General features: G+C 42.0%; 16 protein-coding genes and 2 pseudogenes. 1 reads left to right on the top strand and 17 read right to left on the bottom strand.

Annotation, left to right across the window (positions count from 1 at the left end; genetic code table 11):
- Positions 1-110: 110 nt before the first annotated feature.
- The 7 genes and pseudogenes from HUE98_RS08875 to HUE98_RS08900 all read right to left on the bottom strand — a co-directional run bounded on the left by HUE98_RS08875 (position 111) and on the right by HUE98_RS08900 (position 4,389).
- Positions 111-704 carry a DUF998 domain-containing protein gene (locus HUE98_RS08875; RefSeq protein ID WP_241423459.1) on the bottom strand — a complete coding sequence of 198 codons (594 nt, stop codon included), beginning with the start codon at positions 702-704 and terminating at the stop codon, positions 111-113.
- 215 nt (positions 705-919) lie between these two features.
- Positions 920-1,240, bottom strand: a complete 321-nt coding sequence (locus tag HUE98_RS08880) for a hypothetical protein (RefSeq protein ID WP_241423460.1) — start codon at positions 1,238-1,240, stop codon at positions 920-922.
- A 259-nt stretch (positions 1,241-1,499) separates the two neighbouring features.
- Positions 1,500-1,709 carry an ADP-ribosylglycohydrolase family protein gene (locus HUE98_RS18215; protein ID WP_241423461.1) on the bottom strand — a complete coding sequence of 70 codons (210 nt, stop codon included), beginning with the start codon at positions 1,707-1,709 and terminating at the stop codon, positions 1,500-1,502.
- A gap of 80 nt (positions 1,710-1,789) precedes the next feature.
- Positions 1,790-1,933, bottom strand: a pseudogene (locus HUE98_RS18220) (ADP-ribosylglycohydrolase family protein); the annotation flags it as partial.
- A 315-nt stretch (positions 1,934-2,248) separates the two neighbouring features.
- On the bottom strand, positions 2,249-2,935 hold the full coding sequence (locus tag HUE98_RS08895) for a methyltransferase family protein (RefSeq protein WP_241423462.1): 687 nt from the start codon (positions 2,933-2,935) through the stop codon (positions 2,249-2,251).
- 475 nt (positions 2,936-3,410) lie between these two features.
- Complete coding sequence (locus HUE98_RS18070) at positions 3,411-3,650, bottom strand: DUF6608 family protein (protein WP_407080285.1); 240 nt, start codon at positions 3,648-3,650, stop codon at positions 3,411-3,413.
- A gap of 127 nt (positions 3,651-3,777) precedes the next feature.
- Positions 3,778-4,389: a TetR/AcrR family transcriptional regulator gene (locus HUE98_RS08900; RefSeq protein WP_241423463.1), complete on the bottom strand. Its 612-nt coding sequence runs from the start codon at positions 4,387-4,389 to the stop codon at positions 3,778-3,780.
- A 554-nt stretch (positions 4,390-4,943) separates the two neighbouring features.
- Here HUE98_RS08900 and katG point away from each other — a divergent pair.
- On the top strand, positions 4,944-7,139 hold the full coding sequence (gene katG / locus HUE98_RS08905; RefSeq protein ID WP_241423464.1) for a catalase/peroxidase HPI: 2,196 nt from the start codon (positions 4,944-4,946) through the stop codon (positions 7,137-7,139).
- A gap of 549 nt (positions 7,140-7,688) precedes the next feature.
- Here katG and HUE98_RS08910 read toward each other — a convergent pair.
- The 10 genes and pseudogenes from HUE98_RS08910 to HUE98_RS18075 all read right to left on the bottom strand — a co-directional run.
- Positions 7,689-8,666 (bottom strand): ABC transporter substrate-binding protein, encoded by a 978-nt coding sequence (locus tag HUE98_RS08910; protein WP_241420311.1) that lies wholly within the window; start codon positions 8,664-8,666, stop codon positions 7,689-7,691.
- 489 nt (positions 8,667-9,155) lie between these two features.
- On the bottom strand, positions 9,156-11,933 hold the full coding sequence (locus HUE98_RS08915; RefSeq protein WP_241420312.1) for a cation-translocating P-type ATPase: 2,778 nt from the start codon (positions 11,931-11,933) through the stop codon (positions 9,156-9,158).
- A gap of 539 nt (positions 11,934-12,472) precedes the next feature.
- Positions 12,473-13,114 carry a corrinoid protein gene (locus HUE98_RS08920; RefSeq protein ID WP_241420313.1) on the bottom strand — a complete coding sequence of 214 codons (642 nt, stop codon included), beginning with the start codon at positions 13,112-13,114 and terminating at the stop codon, positions 12,473-12,475.
- A 12-nt stretch (positions 13,115-13,126) separates the two neighbouring features.
- Positions 13,127-14,395, bottom strand: coding sequence for a PocR ligand-binding domain-containing protein (locus tag HUE98_RS08925; RefSeq protein WP_241420314.1), 1,269 nt, complete (start codon positions 14,393-14,395; stop codon positions 13,127-13,129).
- Between the two features lie 10 nt (positions 14,396-14,405).
- The gene (locus HUE98_RS08930) at positions 14,406-15,851 is read right to left on the bottom strand and encodes a trimethylamine methyltransferase family protein (protein WP_241420315.1); all 1,446 of its coding nucleotides are present in this window, start codon (positions 15,849-15,851) and stop codon (positions 14,406-14,408) included.
- A 149-nt stretch (positions 15,852-16,000) separates the two neighbouring features.
- Complete coding sequence (locus tag HUE98_RS08935) at positions 16,001-16,810, bottom strand: hypothetical protein (protein WP_241420316.1); 810 nt, start codon at positions 16,808-16,810, stop codon at positions 16,001-16,003.
- A 29-nt stretch (positions 16,811-16,839) separates the two neighbouring features.
- Positions 16,840-18,282, bottom strand: coding sequence for a cytosine permease (locus HUE98_RS08940; RefSeq protein ID WP_241420317.1), 1,443 nt, complete (start codon positions 18,280-18,282; stop codon positions 16,840-16,842).
- A gap of 41 nt (positions 18,283-18,323) precedes the next feature.
- Positions 18,324-18,497, bottom strand: coding sequence for a hypothetical protein (locus tag HUE98_RS08945; protein ID WP_241420318.1), 174 nt, complete (start codon positions 18,495-18,497; stop codon positions 18,324-18,326).
- A gap of 488 nt (positions 18,498-18,985) precedes the next feature.
- On the bottom strand, positions 18,986-19,171 hold the full coding sequence (locus HUE98_RS08950; RefSeq protein WP_241420319.1) for a hypothetical protein: 186 nt from the start codon (positions 19,169-19,171) through the stop codon (positions 18,986-18,988).
- A gap of 52 nt (positions 19,172-19,223) precedes the next feature.
- Positions 19,224-19,304, bottom strand: a pseudogene (locus HUE98_RS18075) (helix-turn-helix transcriptional regulator); the annotation flags it as partial.
- Between the last annotated feature and the right edge of the window lie 68 nt (positions 19,305-19,372).

Below are 19,372 nucleotides of genomic sequence, written 5' to 3' on the forward strand. Positions count from 1 at the left end.
AAGTTATTTTATCAATTGCTTTTTGAATTTCGGGAGTTTTTGATGTAATCTTGGTCGACTGAGCACACAATATAACCGTGACCTGCACCCAATTATCAAGGTAGGTGTACTCAAGTTGACTTTTTAAAATCCAACGCTGCTTCTTTAAGAAATATAATTAACCATGCAAAAGAAATGATAAACATCAGGCGCTGCCATATTCCCGCGTAGACCGTATTAAAGATAAGTAATGAAAAGCACACTGCAATGACTGCAGCCAGCACAGCCAAAAGACGTCTGGCTGGTTTTAATTCAATGAAAGCCGCAGAAAAAGCAAAAATAGTAAAAGAAAATCCTACCATGCTGGCAAAAAACGAATGAAGCTGGTCCTCCCGTAGATCATATACCAGGTCCATATGGATAGGGGCATGCTTAAAGATCGCAGTAAAGATAAGTGATAAACCAAAAATAGTTAACAAAATCTTTTGAAACCAGTATTTTTTAAGATAAAGCCAGCTTTCTATAATACAGGCAATGCCTAAAAAAAAAAAGACAATATTCATGACCCAGGCATTAGGCGTCATTTGCGCACCCAACTGACTGGTTGTATGATATATGATTGAATATCCTTCACTGCTAAAAAAGGGCAATATAAAAATAACCAGAACCATGATAATGTATACTGGTAACAGCAGATGTCTTTTTTTTAAGCTAGATTTGCTCATTTTATTTCCCTCGGGGAAAACTTAATTAGCCTTCCTGAGATGACCTACTCATCCTGTACAGGTTGTGAGAATTGCAGGATAGACAAAATCTGTACAGGATTAGAGGATGACCTGACTCCAATATATGCATAATCTAGACTTCCCCGGAGATTCCGTAACTCGCCTTACGGAAATTTCCAGTAACTCCTAAAAGCCTGTTCCTATGTCATCCGGCGTTAGACCCGATATGGCAATCCTATCCATTCTCCAATAGACATTATAACACCATTATAGTTCATTGGTTTTTTTTGCTTGATATAATGGGGGAGCCACAATACCAGAGACAGCGGTGACACAGCGAAATACAAGAGAATGACTGTTATGACCTTAAGCGAAAAGCCATTGGCTAAATCTAACCAAAATACAATGTTATATGCTGCGAACATATTAATTGACCAAAGGAGCCAGTAACGGAAATTTACTTTCTTTCTGAATAAATGCCAGCTTTTTTTATTAAATTCCCACGCCTTTCTCCAGTTGCGTAAATCCCGTATCACAGATTCACCTCCTTGGATTACATGGCCGGGTTGCACACAAAAAGCCAATAGATTATTTTTAGCGGCTAAGTTACTCTCTGAATGCTTTGAATTATAAGTCCTGTGGTGCATGGATATTGTAACAAGTAAACAATGAAATATGTTAGATTACGTTTTTTTAAATTATAATACAAAAATTTGCTTTTGTAAATTTCATATTAAAAGGTTTATAACAAGGAATGAACTACTCCTACTTAACCTTTTCAAACCTCGGAAGAGGTTAAGTGGGAGAGTAATTTAATAGAAGTCCAAACTCTTCTACTATATTTGTCAGATCCCTGCGAAGGTAGGCAGAAGCTTTTTCTTTGAGATATCTCGGGACTCCGTAGAAGGCATCTCCTATGCCGCCTGCGATGGCTCCGATTGTGTCGCTGTCCCCACCGATTGAGATAGCGTTTCTAATAGTGCTTTCAAAGTCTTCAGATTCCAAAAATGATACGATAGTAAATTTTGCATTTCATTTACAAATATCTGATAAAGGTCCATACTTTTGCTTGACTTTTTCCAGATCATGAGGGCTGAAGCCACAGCGCAGGTCATGACTGTGTCGTCTGTAAAGCAACATCCTCTTCCGAATAGGCCAAAGTCTTTTGTCTTTATATTGTTTCTTTCATATATGGACCCAACGATATCTCCTATTATTGCTCCGTACATCTCAGTACCCCCATCATCAAAAGGTTGCTCTCAGGTCTATCTCTACTAATTGTTTCAGTTTCGACAACCATTATATATTTATGTCCATTTTATGACGGCCTTTTTGAGTTCAGACTGGCCGCGCCAGCTTTCTTAAAATCAATTCAGTTTGTCAGCTAAATCACGGCTCCATTTTGTGATATCATCCCAGTTGCGGAAATCACCTTCAGGGACTTTTACTCCAGGCCCTACCACCATGGACTTATCAATTCATACTCTTTTATTTCTTCATACTAATAATTACGGCAATGAATAATGTCAATTAATAGGGAGCCCTTACCAGATACCGGGGATTAATCGATAACGGACTGTCCTGGAGTAATCTCGATACCCATCAAGTTCTCTCTGTAGTACCTTATCTTCAAGGCCGGTTCGAACTATGAAAATTCCAACAATGAAAAGACCCGGCAGAAGTGCTGCCCATGATCCCAGGGCAACGGGTGTCATAATTGTATGAATGATTCCGCCTAAATATCCAGGATGACGCACATACATATAAGGTCCCCGGGTTACAACTGTGTGATTTCTATCAGATTGAATTCGTACTGTGGCTGAAAAAAACTTATTGGCTTCCATTGACCATGTAACAGTTAATCCTCCCAAAAGTACAAAAATCATGGAAACAATTTGTAGCCCTGGCAGCAATCCCTGCGTCCATCCAAATCGGATATCCAGCCCTGATGTTATCCAGATTAAAAGTGGCCCCCATATTGCAACTATACTGGCAAGGGCAATATCCCACTTTTTTGTTCCCTCCTGTAATCTAGAGCGCTCTACCAGCAGTTTCTGGTCCATGACCAATGCATTAGCAATAATTAATATAAAAATGCTGGATAGATAAACCCAAGCCATCAACCAGTCTATTCTTCCTGATGACAAAAACAAGGCAGCCCATGTAATTATTAAATAAGCAATATTTTTAAACCACCATTTTTGTATGCCTTCCACTCTGTTTAATTTCATTATGTTTACCCCTTATAAAAGATTGCAAATCAGTTGTTTATCGACTGACGGCTGCGGGCCAGCACCGCTGCAGCAAATAGAGGTGCGGCAGTCAGGTGAAATAAAGGGGAACCTTATTATTTTAAAAATAATTTTGCATTACCCCTGAACTTATAATTTGTAAAGAAATCTTAACGTGTTTATACGGCTGCAGGTGAAACTTACTCCCTGTTCCCTTCGTCATAATAGATAAAAGAACAAAGGGGGCAATACCTTAAAGAACTGATAATATTTCCAAGCCCAATGATTGTAAACAGGATAATGCCAGGGATAAGAAAATTTGTGAACAGTGAATTAACCAAGAAATCAGCGGAAATCCCAAGGGGTTATTGGGGATCCAAGATAGCAGCCAGTTCTCTAAATACGGCTCCTATCCCTACAAACAGGTGTAAAGCAAATAATAGAAGATATACGAGCCTCATTTTCAATTATCTCCTCATTCATTATTATTTACCTCAAATAACGTTCTTTTCGTTACCTTGAAATAGATTATTTCAACCAATATAATTATGACATATACTCCTGTATAATTAAAGAAAATATCTTGATAGGCATCGGGATGAAGGTCAGCAAATAATCCGGTGAACCAGACAAGGAAAAACACGGCTATTAATGTGGCTATGTAATGTATAAGGTGAACCAGCTTAAAGGAAAGCCCCTTTCTTATTGCTCCCATCCAAATTAATGGTGTTAAGAGAGAAGAAAGGTTACTCCGACGGTTAAAATCTCGTTCAAAGCATTGGCTGCCCAGCTTTAGGGAGAAATTGAAGCAATCCCCGATGTTTCAGCTTGCTGAAACGAGTTCACTTTTGTTCCTTTTTAGACGTTTGTCTTTCCTCTTCCTTATTGATTCCCCAGACATAAAACGCCTCGCCCGCATCCATGAGAAAGCGCAGAATAGCCTGATCTGAGTTTGAACCGAAAGCACCGGAGTTTACCAACATGGCAAGGCCATGGGTAAAGATCCAGGTGTATTGGACCAGCGTCTCTTGGCCGGACTCTTTCATTTCTAAGAGAGCCTTTCCCTCTGCACTATCCTCGCCGAATTCTTTAAAAAAAGTTTTTTTAATCACTGAGGTATCCTCCGAATCAAGCATTTCAGGGCTCTCCAGATAGAGAAACCGAAACAGGTTTTTTTCATCCCGTGCAAAAACTACATAACCGAATGCCAGGTTTAAAAGAGTGTGTTCCGTATACTGCTGCTGCTGGAATTCCTTGAGAAGTTCCCGGGCTTTTATGCGAAGTTTCTTTTCCAACTCTTCTATAGAGCTCACGTGAGAGTAAATAGGCATCGTTGACGAACCAAGTTTTTTTGCTATAGCTCGAGCAGAAACTGCACTCCAACCTTGTTCCCGGATAAGCTGGAAAGCGGCCTCAATAATTTGGGAGTATGAGTAAACACTGGGTTGAATCAAGATATCACCTCCTTGATAACTAGTGTTATTATTTATAACTAATGTTATATTCTATATCTATCGTTATATATTATAACTAGCGTTATTATATATAACAGTAGTTATATTGTCAATAGCTTTTCACAAAATATTTTTATTTAATTAAAAGACCCCACAAGCCATGCTGATTAAAAATCAAAAAAGCCCCGCAGAACTTTTGATTCTACGAGGCTATTCTTGCTGGTCAATATATTTAGCTTAACATTTAGGAGAAGAATCATTAAATTCATATAATAAATATTATTATTATTATAATAGACTGAAACATTGTTAAATGGTACAATTGTTTTCACCGCCTATGCCCTCCTACGGTGGACCAAATATTACAAGATCTGGCAATGTGAAATTTCAACTTTATTGAAATCTATTATTCACTACACATTAAATGTATTTCTTGAAGCCGGTTTAGTAAGGATAATAACCGGTCTCAAGGACATTGGAAAAAAGTATATTTTAAAGGTGTTTGTCCAAGATCCTTTTAAATATAAATCACAATGATCGAAAGGAGCAAATTTATGAGTGAAGAAGGCAAATGTCCAGTAACGGGCAGAACTAAAATCCCCACTGTAATTGGAAGACCTTCCATCAGGGATTGGTGGCCTAACCAGTTAAATCTCAGTATTCTTCATCAGAATTCAGAGCTGGTTAACCCTATGGGTAAAGACTTCAACTATGCCAAAGAATTTAAAAAGCTCGATTTAGAGGCCGTTAAAAAAGACTTATATGATTTGATGACCGACTCGCAGGATTGGTGGCCTGCCGATTACGGTCACTACGGCGGCCTTTTTATCCGGATGGCCTGGCACAGCGCAGGTACATACCGCAAAGGCGATGGTCGCGGGGGCTCAGGGACAGGGACCCAGCGCCTGGCGCCCCTCAACAGCTGGCCGGACAATGCCAACCTGGATAAGGCACGCCGTTTACTTTGGCCAATCAAACAAAAATATGGCAATAAAATTTCCTGGGCAGACCTCATGATCCTCGCCGGTAATTGCGCTCTAGAGTCCATGGGATTCAAGACCTTCGGTTTTGGTGGGGGGCGCCAGGATGTGTGGGAGCCGGAAGAGGATATTTACTGGGGTTCCGAGAGCGAGTGGCTTGGGGACAAGCGCTATTTTGGTGATCGGGAGCTGGAAAATCCTCTGGCCGCCGTGCAGATGGGTCTCATCTATGTAAACCCGGAAGGGCCGAACGGTGAACCCGACGCCGTCGCTTCAGGCCGTGATGTTCGAGAAACCTTTGAGCGCATGGCTATGAACGACGAAGAGACTGTGGCACTGGTTGCCGGAGGTCACACATTTGGCAAATGTCACGGTGCCTCCGAGGATTCCCATTTGGGTCCGGAGCCCGAGGCTGCCAGCATCGAAGAACAAGGGCTTGGCTGGAAGAATAGTTACGGCAGCGGTAAAGGCCGTGATACCATCACCAGCGGCATTGAAGGAGCCTGGACACCGACCCCAACAAAATGGGACAACAGCTATTTTGACACCCTGTTTAAGTATGATTGGAATCTCGTGAAAAGTCCTGCTGGCGCCTATCAATGGGTTCCCACGGATCCAGCCGCAGCGGAAACGGTGCCGGATGCCGAAGATCCATCCATACGACACGCACCTATGATGACTACAGCGGACCTTTCTTTGAGGATGGATCCCATCTATAAACCGATTGCAAAGAGGTTCCAAGAGAACCCGAAAGAGTTTGAGGAGGCCTTCGCCCGCGCGTGGTTCAAGCTGACCCACCGTGACATGGGCCCACTCTCACGCTATCTTGGGCCGGAGGTTCCTGAGGAGGAACTGATCTGGCAGGACCCGGTGCCCCCAGTCGATTATGAACTGATTGACGAAAACGATATCGCAGGCCTTAAGGGCAAAATCTTAGCTTCCGGTCTGTCAATTTCCCAGCTGGTCTACACTGCCTGGGCTTCAGCCTCTACCTTCCGGGGCTCCGATAAGCGCGGAGGGGCAAACGGGGCGCGTATCCGTCTTGAGCCGCAGAAGGATTGGGAAGTCAACCAGCCGAATCAACTCAATATCGTGCTTGAGGCCCTTGAAAAAATCCAACAGGAGTTCAACAGTGCGCAGTCAGGCCAAAAGAAAGTTTCACTGGCCGACTTGATCGTCCTGGGTGGATGTGCGGCTGTAGAAAAAGCTGTAGAGAACGCCGGTAACAATATATCCGTTCCTTTTTCACCGGGACGTACGGATGCATCACAGAAACAGACAGACGTAGAGGCATTCACAGTGCTCGAACCAGCTGCAGATGGGTTTCGCAACTACCTTAAAACCAAATATTCTGTAATCGCAGAGGAGCTGTTGATTGATCGTGCACAGCTGCTGACATTGACCGCTCCTGAAATGACAGTTCTGGTTGGCGGCATGCGGGTTTTGAATGCCAATTACGGACAGTCTCAGCACGGCGTTTTCACAAAGAAGCCAGAAGCGCTTACCAATGACTTCTTTGTGAATCTTCTCGATATGAGTACAGAATGGAAGGAAGCATCTGAAGACGAAGAACTGTTCCAGGGCCGTGATCGCGCCACGGGCGAACTCAAGTGGACAGGCACCCGTGTTGATCTCATCTTCGGTTCAAACTCCCAACTTCGGGCCATTGCGGAAGTCTATGCATGTGACGACTGTCAGGATAAGTTTTTACATGACTTCGTGTCTGCCTGGAATAAAGTGATGAATGCAGATCGTTTCGACCTTGCCTAAATCGCATCATAAACGACTTTGAGGGTTTTGTCTCAATTGTTTTGTACCAAGAAAATATGCACACCCCTGCATAAACTAGCATTTGGGGTGTGCATATTTTCTTGGGAAATGTTGCCTTTTCACACTCCAGATAGCTCTTATCTCAGGTTGCCGGATTTGGTTGTAGTGACGAAGGAACATAACCGGCAATACTGTATCAGGCGAAGGTGCCTCGTCTTCATTCCTTATAGATTTCTCTGATATGATTTACGACAGATTCTTGTTGCACTTGCTTTTCCATCTTCTTTTTTATTTCTAATAATTCTTCTGAATATAATTCTTTTTTAAAACTTTCAGGCTGCCCTGTCAATTTCCGGCGACTTTATTTCTGTCCCTACCCAAATCGTGTCAAAACCAAATTTTTTTCCAGCATTTACAAATTGCATTGCTATAAATGACAGATTATTCTTTGCCCATGCAATTGAGCCAAAGCTGACTGTCAAAGTCTTTTGTCTTTATATTGTTTCCTTCATATATGGACCCAACAAGTTACACTCTAAATGCTTTGAATTATAAGTCTTGTGGTGTAGGGGTTTGTATATCAATAGTTTTTCCTTCAAGATAATCCGGCAAGCTCATTCCCATTTCATCGATTGCACTCTTATTGATGTAGATGCTAAATTCTAGGATAGTTTCATAAGGAATCTCACTGGCATTAAACTCGCCGTTTAATATTTTGACGGCAATTTCGCCGGTTTGAATACCGAGTTTGTAATAATCAATCCCCGCGGCGGCAACACAGCCAATTTTAACTTGTTCTACTTCACTCCCGTACACCGGTATGGATGCTTTATTCGTTTTATCCAAAATCGATGGCAACACACCAACCACGTTGTTGTCTGTCAAATTTGAAAAAGCATCCACGCCACTGGCAATCAACGTATCTGTTGCCAGTGTAACCTCTGATTGTTGAGTAACACCAATCGCATCAATGGTAAAATTATACTCCGGTGCCTTCTCTTTATATTCTCTGATAGCTGAAACTGAATTAGGCTCGCTTGTAGTATAGATAATACCAATGGTATCTGCATCCGGCTGCATCTCACGAATTAATTCAAGTTGTGCTTCCACCGGTAATTTGTCGCTTGTTCCTGTCACATTTCCTGAATCCAGCTTGGCTTCCACCGGATCTGTAATAGCGGTAAAGACCACCGGAATATCCTTGCCTTCCGCTGCAGCATAGAGTGCTGTTGCTGAAGGTGTTGCGATTCCCACCATCAAGTTCACATTATTGCTGGCAAAAGTTTGTGCAATTCGTATGTTAATCTCATCATCAAAACCGGCATTTTGATAATCTATCTTGAAATCCTTCCCTTCAACTAAACCGGCATTTTTCAAGCCCTGCAAAAAACCTTCCCGGCAATTGTCCAAAGACGCGTGTTCTCCATATTGCGATATGCCAATCACCGGTACATCATTACTTGAACATCCCGCCAACATTGCCACCAACATTCCTACGACTAATATTGTTACTGATAATTTTTTCATTCTTATCCCTCCGTAATCTAAAAAATAGCAAAAGTACTAAACACTCCGGGCATTAGCACAGGCTGTACAAGAAAATCAGCAGCTTGTACCGCAAAATACGCACTCAGACCAAACACTACCTGCACAAAATAGCTAACCAGATCTTACAAGACCACCCCGATACAATCATTAAGATAGGTAACTGGAACAAAGGGCAGACCCTTGCTGCTACGGACATCGTTACTAGTCTATGCTTGCGGAAAAGTGCTGCACCACCAGCAATTAAATATTACCACTATTTCTGAACCCAGACAATCCATTATTTAACACTAAATTTCATAAAATCATATTATCAAAAAAGCCTTTTTCCGGCAAAAAGTTGTAAGTGAATTCGTTTCAGCTTGCTGAAACGAATTCACTTTTTTTCACAACAAGTTTGCACTATGGAACGTTCCCCTTGTGATTTTATTACTTAGCAAGGGCATTTTGGGATGATAATCATATCTATAGTTATTTTATTTTTTTAAAAAGATTGAGAATTGCGGCTAATCTAAATCTGGTTGGAAATTGTCTCAGCAGCAGAGCTTGGCTTTCCATTGATTTACGGCGGAAGGCTTTTTCTATTTCTATAATTATGATTATTGTAGAAGCTGCTAAAGCAGCAGCTAACCAGTGAATTGGAAGCAGCGGCACAGTCCTGAATACAAACTGCAGGGGAGGCCAGTAGATAACCAGCAGATGAGCAGAAAGAGAGGCTATGGTGCTGTAAAAGAGAAACGGGTTGGACAAGGGATTCATTTTAAACATGGAGGTTAACTCTGAGCGGCTGTTAAAAACATGGAACAGCTGAAAAAAGACCATGGTAGTTAGAGCTACTGTTCGGGCCTGGGCCAGAGGAGCACCAATATTCAACTGCCACAGGTATGTCAGGAAGGTGCCCAGCATGATAACAAGTCCTACCAGTACCAGCCTTTCAAGGATCAGGCTGGAAATTATAGGTTCTTCACGCCTGCGGGGGAGCTGTTGGATGACCCCTTCTTCCGGAGGTTCAAAGGCCAGGGCCATATCCTGAAGTCCGTTGGTGACCAGGTTTACCCACAGAATCTGGGCCGGCAGAAAAGGAAGGGGGAACCCGGTCAGTACTATGAAGAGAATTAAAAGGATCATTCCCGCTCCAGTCCCCAGTAGAAAGAATACAACTTTTCTTAGATTGGAAAAAACCACCCGGCCTTCAGCCACTGCCGAAAAAATGCTGGCAAAGTTATCATCTGTAATAATCATATCGGAAGTTTCTTTAGCCACATCAGTGCCAGTTTTGCCCATGGCCACACCAATGTGGGCTGCTTTAAGTGCCGGAGCATCGTTAACCCCGTCACCCGTTACGGCCACTATTTCCCCCTGTCTGATAAGCTGTTGTACTATTTGAAGTTTATTCAGGGGTGAAACCCGGGCATATATGGAAACTTGGCCTACTCTTTCATAGAGCTCGTCATCATCCATCCTGTCTATTTCTTTGCCAGTAAGAACGGCTGTTTCCCCTTCCGGTATTATATCTAGCTTTCGGGCTATGGCTTCTGCCGTTATCTGATGGTCTCCCGTAACCATTATTATTCTAATCCCGGCTTTTTTTGACTGTCTGATGGCCTCCAGCGCTTCTTCCCGGGGAGGGTCAATCATCCCCTGCAATCCCAAAAATAATAAATCTTTTTCTACATCTGAGGAGGATAGTTCAGTAAGTGAAGGGCTGACCTTCTTATATGCCATTGCCAGAACCCGGAGGCCCTCTCTCCCCATCTGTTCGTATTGTTCCAGTATCTTTTTTTTATCTAAAGTTCCTGGTTTGCCATCCCGGTATAAAGCGGTAGGAGCTGTCATTTCTAAGACCTTTTCAGGTGCTCCTTTTACAAAGATGTAGTGTTCACCTTCTTGGCTTCTGTTGAGGGTAGCCATGTACAGCTTTTCGGATTCAAAGGGTATTTCATGGAGTTTTTGAAATTTGGTTCCTTCTTCATTCCTGTTTATGCCGCCCTTTAGAGCGGAAACAATAAGGGCTGTTTCCGTTGGGTCACCTTCTGCTGTGTATCCTTTTTCTTTGGAATAGTTAAGTCCCGATTCATTTGCCAGGAAACCGGCTCTCAGGCACAGTTCCAGAGCTGAATTGCTTTCCAGGTCTTCCTTTTCTTTTGTGCCAGGCAGTGTTATTTCTCCATGGGGTTCAAAACCAGTGCCGGTAACATCGTAAAGGGTGTCACCGGCAAAAATGGAAAGGACGGTCATTTCGTTTTTGGTCAGGGTTCCAGTTTTATCGGAAGCAATGATTGAACAGCTTCCCAGGGTTTCCACAGCAGGAAGCCTGCGCATAATGGCTCCCCTTTTGGCCATACGGCTTACACCTATAGCAAGAGTTAAGGTAAATACAATGGGGAGTCCCTCGGGAATTGCTGCTACCGCCAGGGCTATGGCGGTGAGCAGGATTTGGGAAGGCGGAAGGCCTATAATAATACCTAAAAAGAAAGTAAGTACTGACAGGCCTACTATTACACCACCAATGATTTTACCCATCCTTATAAACTGGACCTGTAAGGGGGTAGGGGCCTGCTTTATGTCCTTTACAGTTTCAGATATTTTTCCAATTTCGGTTTCTCTACCTGTTTTTACCACCACACCCTTTCCCCTCCCGGACAAAACAATGGTGCCCATGTATGCCAGGTTGGTGCGGTCGGTTAAAGAGGAGCTTTCATCCTCCAGCTTTTTAGTTTTTTTCCTGACTCCCAGGGATTCACCCGTCAGGGTCGATTCATTAATTTCCAGAAGAGTTGTTTCAAAAAGCCTTAAATCAGCTGGAACCCTGGAGCCTGAGGTGAGAAGTACAACGTCTCCCGGGACCAGTTCCTCCGTTTCTATTTCACTTGTATTTCCTTGTCGGAGCACTCTTGCCCGGGGAGAAGCCAGCTGGGCCAAAGCACTTATGGCTTTTTCAGCCTTAAATTCCTGGGTAAAACCGATTACGGCGTTTAACAATACAACAGCCAGGATTACATATGTATCGATAAGCTCTCCCAAAGCAGTTGTTATGACCCCGGCCACTAAAAGAATATATATCAAGGGGTCTTGAAACTGCTCTAAAAGTATATGCAGAACGCCTATTTTCTGTTCTTCTTCAATTTTATTCAGTCCATACTTTTTTTTTCTCTCTTCTACTTTTTCTCCGGTCAGTCCTTGAGGACTGGTATCAAGAGATCTAAACACTTCTTCTGTATCCATCAGGTAGTAATTATTATCTTTCAATGCTCTATTCTTCCTTTACCAGTAATTAAGCGACATAAATACAATTTTAGCTTTCACTTTATGTTAAAATCTATACAAATTTAAGCTGCAATTTGATTATCAGTCTGTTGGTATTGTTTATTAATCTTGCTGAGGAAATTGAAGGAGATGCTATGGATAAGGAAGGAGATAAGAAGAGACCTTCGAAGTCAAATAATACTTTCTTACATGATTGTCAATATTCTGTCATCAAAAAATGTTAGTTCCTTCTATAATAAGTAGGACCGGGTTGACCGCTGTTTCTACCAGCCCTAATTGGTGATACTACTAAAATGCTTTAAGAAGATGAATCATTTATACCACTCCTTAATTATCCTAAAACACTGTTTGTGCTGCCTTATCTTAAAACTGTGTTTGGTCGTATAATGGTGGTAGAAGCATGATTTCATGGAAAAATTACTTACAGTTCAAGAACTAGCAGACCTTAAAGGTAAAAAATACCCTTACTCTCCGCACGTTTGTAAGGGTTATATAAACTGAATGGAAATGCTTCCAGCTCTCTATTTATTATTTTTAAATTTTTTTGCCAAATATTCCCTTACTTGAAAGGCATCTTCAAAATATAAGTCTGCACCTATTTCATCGGCGAAAACTTGTCTTATGGGACCCCCACCAATCACTACTTTCATATTTGACCTTAAGCCCCTCTTGTCTAATTCTTCAATAACTTCCTGCATAGCCGGCATTGTGGTTGTCAATAGGGAGGACAACATCAGATAATGGGGTTGCTCTTTCTTGACAGCCTGGATAAATTTCTTTACAGAAACATCAACGCCAAGATCTGTAATCTGAATGCCCATTGCTGATAGAAGCATGATAATTAAGCTCTTTCCAATATCATGTAAATCTCCCGCTACAGTGCCAATGACCACTTTATAGGAATTTAGCTGTCCAGTTTTTTCAATATAAGGATCAATGGTCATAAGCCCTGCATGCATTGCCCGGGCTGAAACCAGAACTTCAGGAATCATTACCCTTTCGTACCTAAATTTTTCAGCGATCCTGTTCATTCCATTAACCAAGCCATATTCAAAAATATCGTCCGCGGAACAGCCATCCCTTAAAGCCCCTTCTATCAGCTTGATAAGCTTTTCAACATCTCCATCAATTACTGTTTCACTGATCAATTCATAGGCCAACAATGGTATCCTCTCCTAAAACAGACTATTACGAAAAGTCAAAGGAGTAACTCCTACGCGCTCCTTAAAAATCCTGGCAAAATAGCTAGTGTTTTTAAATCCAACACTCCGGGCTACTTCCTCAATACTTTGCTCATTGTTTTTCAACAGCTGCAGCGCTTTCTCAATTCTTACCCTGGTAAGATATTCCAACACAGTGCAGTCTAATTCCTTTCTAAACAAACGACTCAGATGGGAGGGACTGATATAAATGTGGGTGGCTATATCCTGAGTGGTAAGGGATTGGGAGCAGTTCTCCATAATGTATTCCCTGGCTTTTTTGACAGTGTTTATATGTTTTTTGTTTGTTAATGCAAAAATACCGTCAAGATAATGTTCGATGGTTTTCTTTGCCTGGTAAAAAATATCCCCCACTTTTTTTAATTCTTTATTATACTCCTTTAAAACCTCCATGGCCCTGTCAGCATCAACACCGCCCTCTATGGCAGCCCGGGAAACCAGACAGACCAGTTCAAAAGTCCTTTGATTAATCTCGTTTGCTTTTCCTTTGGCTTTGGTGAAAAGGTCAGCAAAAAGTCCCGAGAGTATGATTTCCGCATTGGTTCTATCTCCTAACCTGATACACCTTAATAATTCTCTTTCCTTTTCCAGGTATGCTTCGTAACTAAGGTTTTTATCTTTGGGATCCCTTTTTTTCCTTTCCATCTCCTGCCGAATCTCCTGCTGCACTTTTCTCGCCTGGTCTGCATCCTCCAAAACCCTTACATTTCTTTCCACAATATGATTTACTACTACAAATAGCAGGTCCGCCGCCGCCTGAGTCCTTGCAGGAGTAACTACCTCTAACTTTCGCACGGCCAGAATAAGCTTCTCGAACTGGTCATGCTTGGAGTTGAAAAACTGCTGCTCCTGCCAAAAATAATCATCGGGCTCCCACAACAGAACCTGGCCGCACATAATAGCCCCCAGGGCTTCGCCCCTAATAATAATGGGAATGGCCCAGATAACTAAACCGGCATGACAACGAAAGAAATACGGCTCTTCCCATTTAGAGGCCTCAGTTGCAGCCCTTTTGTAAGAGGCTCTGCACTGTTTTACTCCTCCGGGTCCACTCCTTACAATTTGGCAGAACTGACAGCGGGACAGCCCTTCCGGGGCGTAAAGGGTATCTCCATTTAGCGTTACAGCCTCGGCATACAGACCAGTAGCACTGCAAAAGCTCCCCAAAAACTTGTCAAGATATTCTACTTCATTTATACCTTGCGTTGTCCTTAGTAAACTCATTTTAATACCTCTATAATTTAAGTCCTGTTTCCCTTTCAAACTCAGAAATAAGATCAGTCATTTTTTCTTCAGCTCCTCTGGGTAAAGGGGCTGGTTGGTGTTTGGCAAGAATATTTCTGGCTTGTTCATAAGCCTTTTCTGCCAGGTCTTTTCCCCCGGCCCTGGCCCATGTTTCCCTCTTTCTGCGATCATAGTTCAGCACTTTGGATTGGCAGTGCCTATTCTTATAAGTGTGCATATGGCTGAGGTATTCCCCAGCTGGCCCGATCTCACTGATTACATCAAGGGCAATGCTTTCGGGAAAGGTATCTATGCCTCCTCTTATCTTGGAAATATACCTTGTTGTTTCTACATCCATCAGAAGTTTTGCGTAATCAAAGGTAAGGCCCTGCTCCAGCACTCCCAGCCCACTTATAAAGTCTGCCTGGGAAAGACCACACAGCATGGCACTGTATCCAAATTCATAACCGGTCTGGGCATCGGGCAACTTGCTGTCAGTAAGGCCGCTGCAAATATAGCTGGGCAGTTCATAAAACTTAGCCATGGAGGCCGCGGCTCCGCTGAGTAAAGAAAACTCTGGAGCTCCCAGGGAAGCATCTACAAAAGTTAAATCCATAATAGTGGCTGCGCTCCCATAGGTACAGGGAGTTCCCTTAACAGTTAACTGGGCTAAAACGACGCTGCCAAGGGCTTCTGCGTTGGATACAACTAAAGTTCCCCCTAGAGTAACGCTGGATGTGGCCCCAGCCATTGGCATGGGAATAATGAGTATTCCAATACCCTGCCTGGCAGATTCTATAATAATTTCACAGTAAGATTTATTTAACACCAGAGGGCTTAAAGGGCAGATGGTAGCAGTAAATATTTTTCTTATATCTGAATGCTCAGGTAATTGCAGACAAGCCTCGGCCATCTTTGAAATAAACTTTAATGAATCTACACTTCTGGCATCTATAAAGGCATGTTTTGGTGTGTTGGAAAAAATAGCTTGGGCACTTTGAAGCGACTGACTAACTGATGGTGTATCGGAGGGATTTACAATGTGACTGAACACCCTAATGTCTTCAAAATAATCGCAGATAAGGGCTGTCTCCTGGCAGTCTTGTTTCAGTGACTTACGAAATTGCCCACTTTTTAAATCAATAATTCCAATGCATTCACCAAATGTGGTAAAAGATAGCTTTCCGCACTCCCCCTGATAATCTAGTAAGGGAATCCTACCCTGGTAAACTACATTTCTGGGGGCCCACTTAATGCAGTCCTCTACAAGTTGAGGAGGCAGTTTTACTATATTGTCTTCTCCAATCTTTTCTACTACAGCACCTGCATCGGCAAATAGTTCCAATGCTTCAATGCCGGCCACTTTCAGCCCAGTATTATAAAGGACATTCAGAGTTGCCTGGTGTATAGTTTCTACCTTGCTGTGGGTTAATACGTCTAAGTGTAACAAATTCATTAACATTCACCTCTAATACAGGCCTAAAAAGTTTAAGCTACCCCTTAAAGCTATTATATATTTGAGCGGCAGTATAATCAATTAAAATATTTCTATGACAGATTTAAGGGATCCCACAGTAAATTTGTGAAATCCCCTAAATAAAAACTTTATTCCCGTCCTACAGGACAGGACAATTCACAACTTCTGCAATATTTGGTTATTTTGATGGGTTCTTTGCTAACCCCGGGGACAGGTTCCATGACAGCCGCCTTTTCATCTTCAACCATCTGGATGTTGCATTTTGGCCTGCTGTAATTTCCTATCAAACCGGGAAGCAGGCTCTGCCCCATTTCATCCTTTGAATAGATTATTTCGGAGAAAGCTTCCTTTTGACAAACATTTAAACAGGGTGCCTGGCAAAGTTCACAGGGGTTAAACTTTCGGGTACCTGTCACCGGCAGGGTTTCAGTTACCAGCATAGCCCTTAGCCTGACCCTGGGGCCATACTCCGGTGTAATGAGCATATTGTTTTTCCCTATACAGCCTAATCCCGATTGGGCCGCTGCATCTTTTAAGAAAATCCCACCCTTTTCGATAAAATAATGCAGGGAGTATGTTTTTATTTCATACTGGGATTCAATCCATTGGGATAAATCTTTGTTAATTTTAATTAATACCTTGTTGCCCGGTGGGTTTTCATCCCCGTACCACCAATCCAGCCGGGGCTCGCTCTCGGGATGAGCATAAGCAATAACAATAACGCTTTTTGCATCTTCTGGCCAGCAGACTTCGCCAGGCCCCAGGCCCCGATCGCTTTCTACACTGCCTACATCGCCCTTTGGTATTTTAGGAGCCAGTGTAAAGGAAGGAGCCTTTTTTAATTCTTCAACACTGCAAATTCCTACCAGGGAGGCACCCAGTTCTTTTGCTTTATTTACTATTGCAGAAGCACACATTAATTTCTCTTTAAAGTCCATAATAGTTACCTCACTTTATTTTTAATCATTTAATTTGCTTTGCTTGTAACTATATCTCCACAAGCTTTATTTTCCGGTAGAACATAGCTCCGTAAGCCCGGTATATATGCCAAAACAACATAGCTGACAAAACTGACAATGGTTGCCAGCCCTGTGGCTGTGAAGTAATAAAACATTTGATTTTTTGGCATAAATGTAATGGGGTCGTACGTTAGAAAATATGAGATAACTCCCAGAACAAAGGCTACTGCAGAGATGATGTTAAAGCCACCAGTAAAGTTATAGCAGCCAGTCTTCAAAGAGAAAAGGGATCTCACAGAAACTTTCTGTCTTCTAACAACAAAGTAATCAGCAATAATCAATGCAATTACAGGACCACATATTACTCCTGCGATGGCGATAAAGGTTTCATAATATACCCAAACGCCGCCCCACAGAACCAGGATACCTGTCCAAGCAGCCCAGATGGAAGCAACCACCCTGTAGCTCCAAACGGGTTTCAAAATCTTTGTGCTTACGCTCATACTATACAGCCCGATAGCCATGGTGGTTATATTGGCTACCCCAATAAAAATAAGGGATAATATTCCTAATGCAGGACCACCTAAATGTAACAACCATTCAGTAGGGTCGGTACTGACCTCGCCAACCATATCCCCCATTAACAAACCTGTAAAAGCTCCCAGAACAATAAAGCCTGCCATAATAACTGAATAGCCAAGCCATGTTCCCCAGCATGCAGGCCTTTCCCGCTTAACCAGTCGGGTCAGAACCCCGATTGCCGGAAGCCATGCAAAAACAAAGGCTAAGTTCCATTCGTTAACCAGCATATAAGGAGTCTTGAGATCATCGTAAGAGCTGGCATATAAAGGTTCCATCCTGGAAAGTTCGCTTAAGGAAGCATTGCTAAAAACCAGAATTAAAATCAATACTCCCACCAGGAACAGTGAAGGAACCATGATACGGGTGGCCATTTTAACTGCAACGGGTCCCCGGATGGCTATCCACCAGCCAAAAATAACGCAGGTTAAAGCTATATAAGCAACCCAACCTTCAGATAAGGGTAAGCCCACCTCCGCCAAAATCCGCCAAATAGATAAACCGTACATCTGGGCATTGATGGCATACCAACCCCAGACCGGTACAATCGCTAAAAACAAAATAGCAAAAACACCTTTGTAACCAAAAACTGCCCTGGCATAAATCCAGTGATCAATACCATACCTGCATCCTATAATGCCAATTAAAGCGAGCAGTATTCCGCCCAGAGATATGATGCCGAAGGTGCTGGTCAAAAATTCTTTTAACCCCACCATTGTGGCAATATGGCCGCCCTGGTAGTAACACCATGTTGCTATGGCATACCCTCCGGTAACCAGTAAAATATCAAAAAAATTGTAAATTCGTTCTCCCTTTTTCATGGGGATTATTCCATATACAACTTCATTATTTACTTGAGATTCTATTGACAATTGCAATAACTCCCTTCTGTTGAATATTGTAGCGCTTTGACTTAGACCCAACCCAGGGCTAATACTATGGCCGATACGACGACGGCTGCTACCAATCCATACCAATCTTTCGTTTCGATTCGTTCTACATAGGCATCGGGATTTGATTCAAGAAATTCACATCTTTCCAGGGCTTCCTTATCAATTACCTCCAGCAAATCAACCTCATTTCCCACAACTAACCCTCCTTTCTATTATTATATTGGCTTGTATAAATGATAACATGACGCTGAATTTTTTGAAATAGCACATATATGCTCATTTTAATACATATCAATCCATTGTTCTATTTTTTAAAAAATAGTAAATAACAAAATCCCATATTTGACCAAATCAGCACCGGCCAAATCTAGGTCAGGGAGAGTAAGAGGGCTAAGTCCCCTATCTCCGCGAAACTAAGCAGCAGAAATAGACGACGTTACTCCATTTCTAATTCTTTAAACAAGCACAAAGTGACTCGATATTTATAATGTTTTGAAAACTTAACTTACGTTTTTTTATCTAATTCATTTTCCTTAATGGTCATTAAGGAAAAAACCAGTAATTGTTAAATAATTACCGGTTTTGAGCGATGTTTAATTTAATTTACACTTTTGTTTGTATTGTTTAATAATTAACTCCAGTATCCAGGCTTATTTAACACCGTAGCATTGGTATAATAGCACTATTCTTCATCTCTCTTGTTTTGAATCCTGTTTATAAAAATAGTTGTTACTGCGATAATAATAGCAACAGCAGCCGTAATAAACAAAAGTGGTGCAGCCATTTCATCAATATGATTAGAATTACTGAAGCTTGCATTCTTTACCAGAACCAAAATAGATGCAGAAACTGCAACCGCTAAGACCATGGTAAGAAACACTTTTAAGAATGGCTTTTCTATTCATTTTTGTCATCCTCCCAAATATATCGTTCAAAGTCTTATCCAACACCTTACATATTGCGACACACAAATTAATCGTTGGGTTATAGTTGCCATTCTCAATAACACTAAAGTACTGTGATAAGAACTGTAATTAATTCCTGCCGGCTGCAAAAAAGGCTTTGGTTT

Source organism: Candidatus Contubernalis alkalaceticus (assembly GCF_022558445.1).
GTDB lineage: Bacteria > Bacillota > Dethiobacteria > SKNC01 > SKNC01 > Contubernalis > Contubernalis alkaliaceticus.

Coding starts and splice junctions, on each gene's coding strand:
- HUE98_RS08875 (WP_241423459.1), bottom strand. CDS start 704: ATGAGCAAATCTAGCTTAAAAAAAAGACATCTGCTGTTACCAGTATAC.
- HUE98_RS08895 (WP_241423462.1), bottom strand. CDS start 2,935: ATGAAATTAAACAGAGTGGAAGGCATACAAAAATGGTGGTTTAAAAAT.
- HUE98_RS18070 (WP_407080285.1), bottom strand. CDS start 3,650: ATGGGAGCAATAAGAAAGGGGCTTTCCTTTAAGCTGGTTCACCTTATA.
- katG (WP_241423464.1), top strand. CDS start 4,944: ATGAGTGAAGAAGGCAAATGTCCAGTAACGGGCAGAACTAAAATCCCC.
- HUE98_RS08910 (WP_241420311.1), bottom strand. CDS start 8,666: ATGAAAAAATTATCAGTAACAATATTAGTCGTAGGAATGTTGGTGGCA.
- HUE98_RS08925 (WP_241420314.1), bottom strand. CDS start 14,395: ATGAGTTTACTAAGGACAACGCAAGGTATAAATGAAGTAGAATATCTT.
- HUE98_RS08930 (WP_241420315.1), bottom strand. CDS start 15,851: ATGAATTTGTTACACTTAGACGTATTAACCCACAGCAAGGTAGAAACT.
- HUE98_RS08935 (WP_241420316.1), bottom strand. CDS start 16,810: ATGGACTTTAAAGAGAAATTAATGTGTGCTTCTGCAATAGTAAATAAA.
- HUE98_RS08950 (WP_241420319.1), bottom strand. CDS start 19,171: ATGGTCTTAGCGGTTGCAGTTTCTGCATCTATTTTGGTTCTGGTAAAG.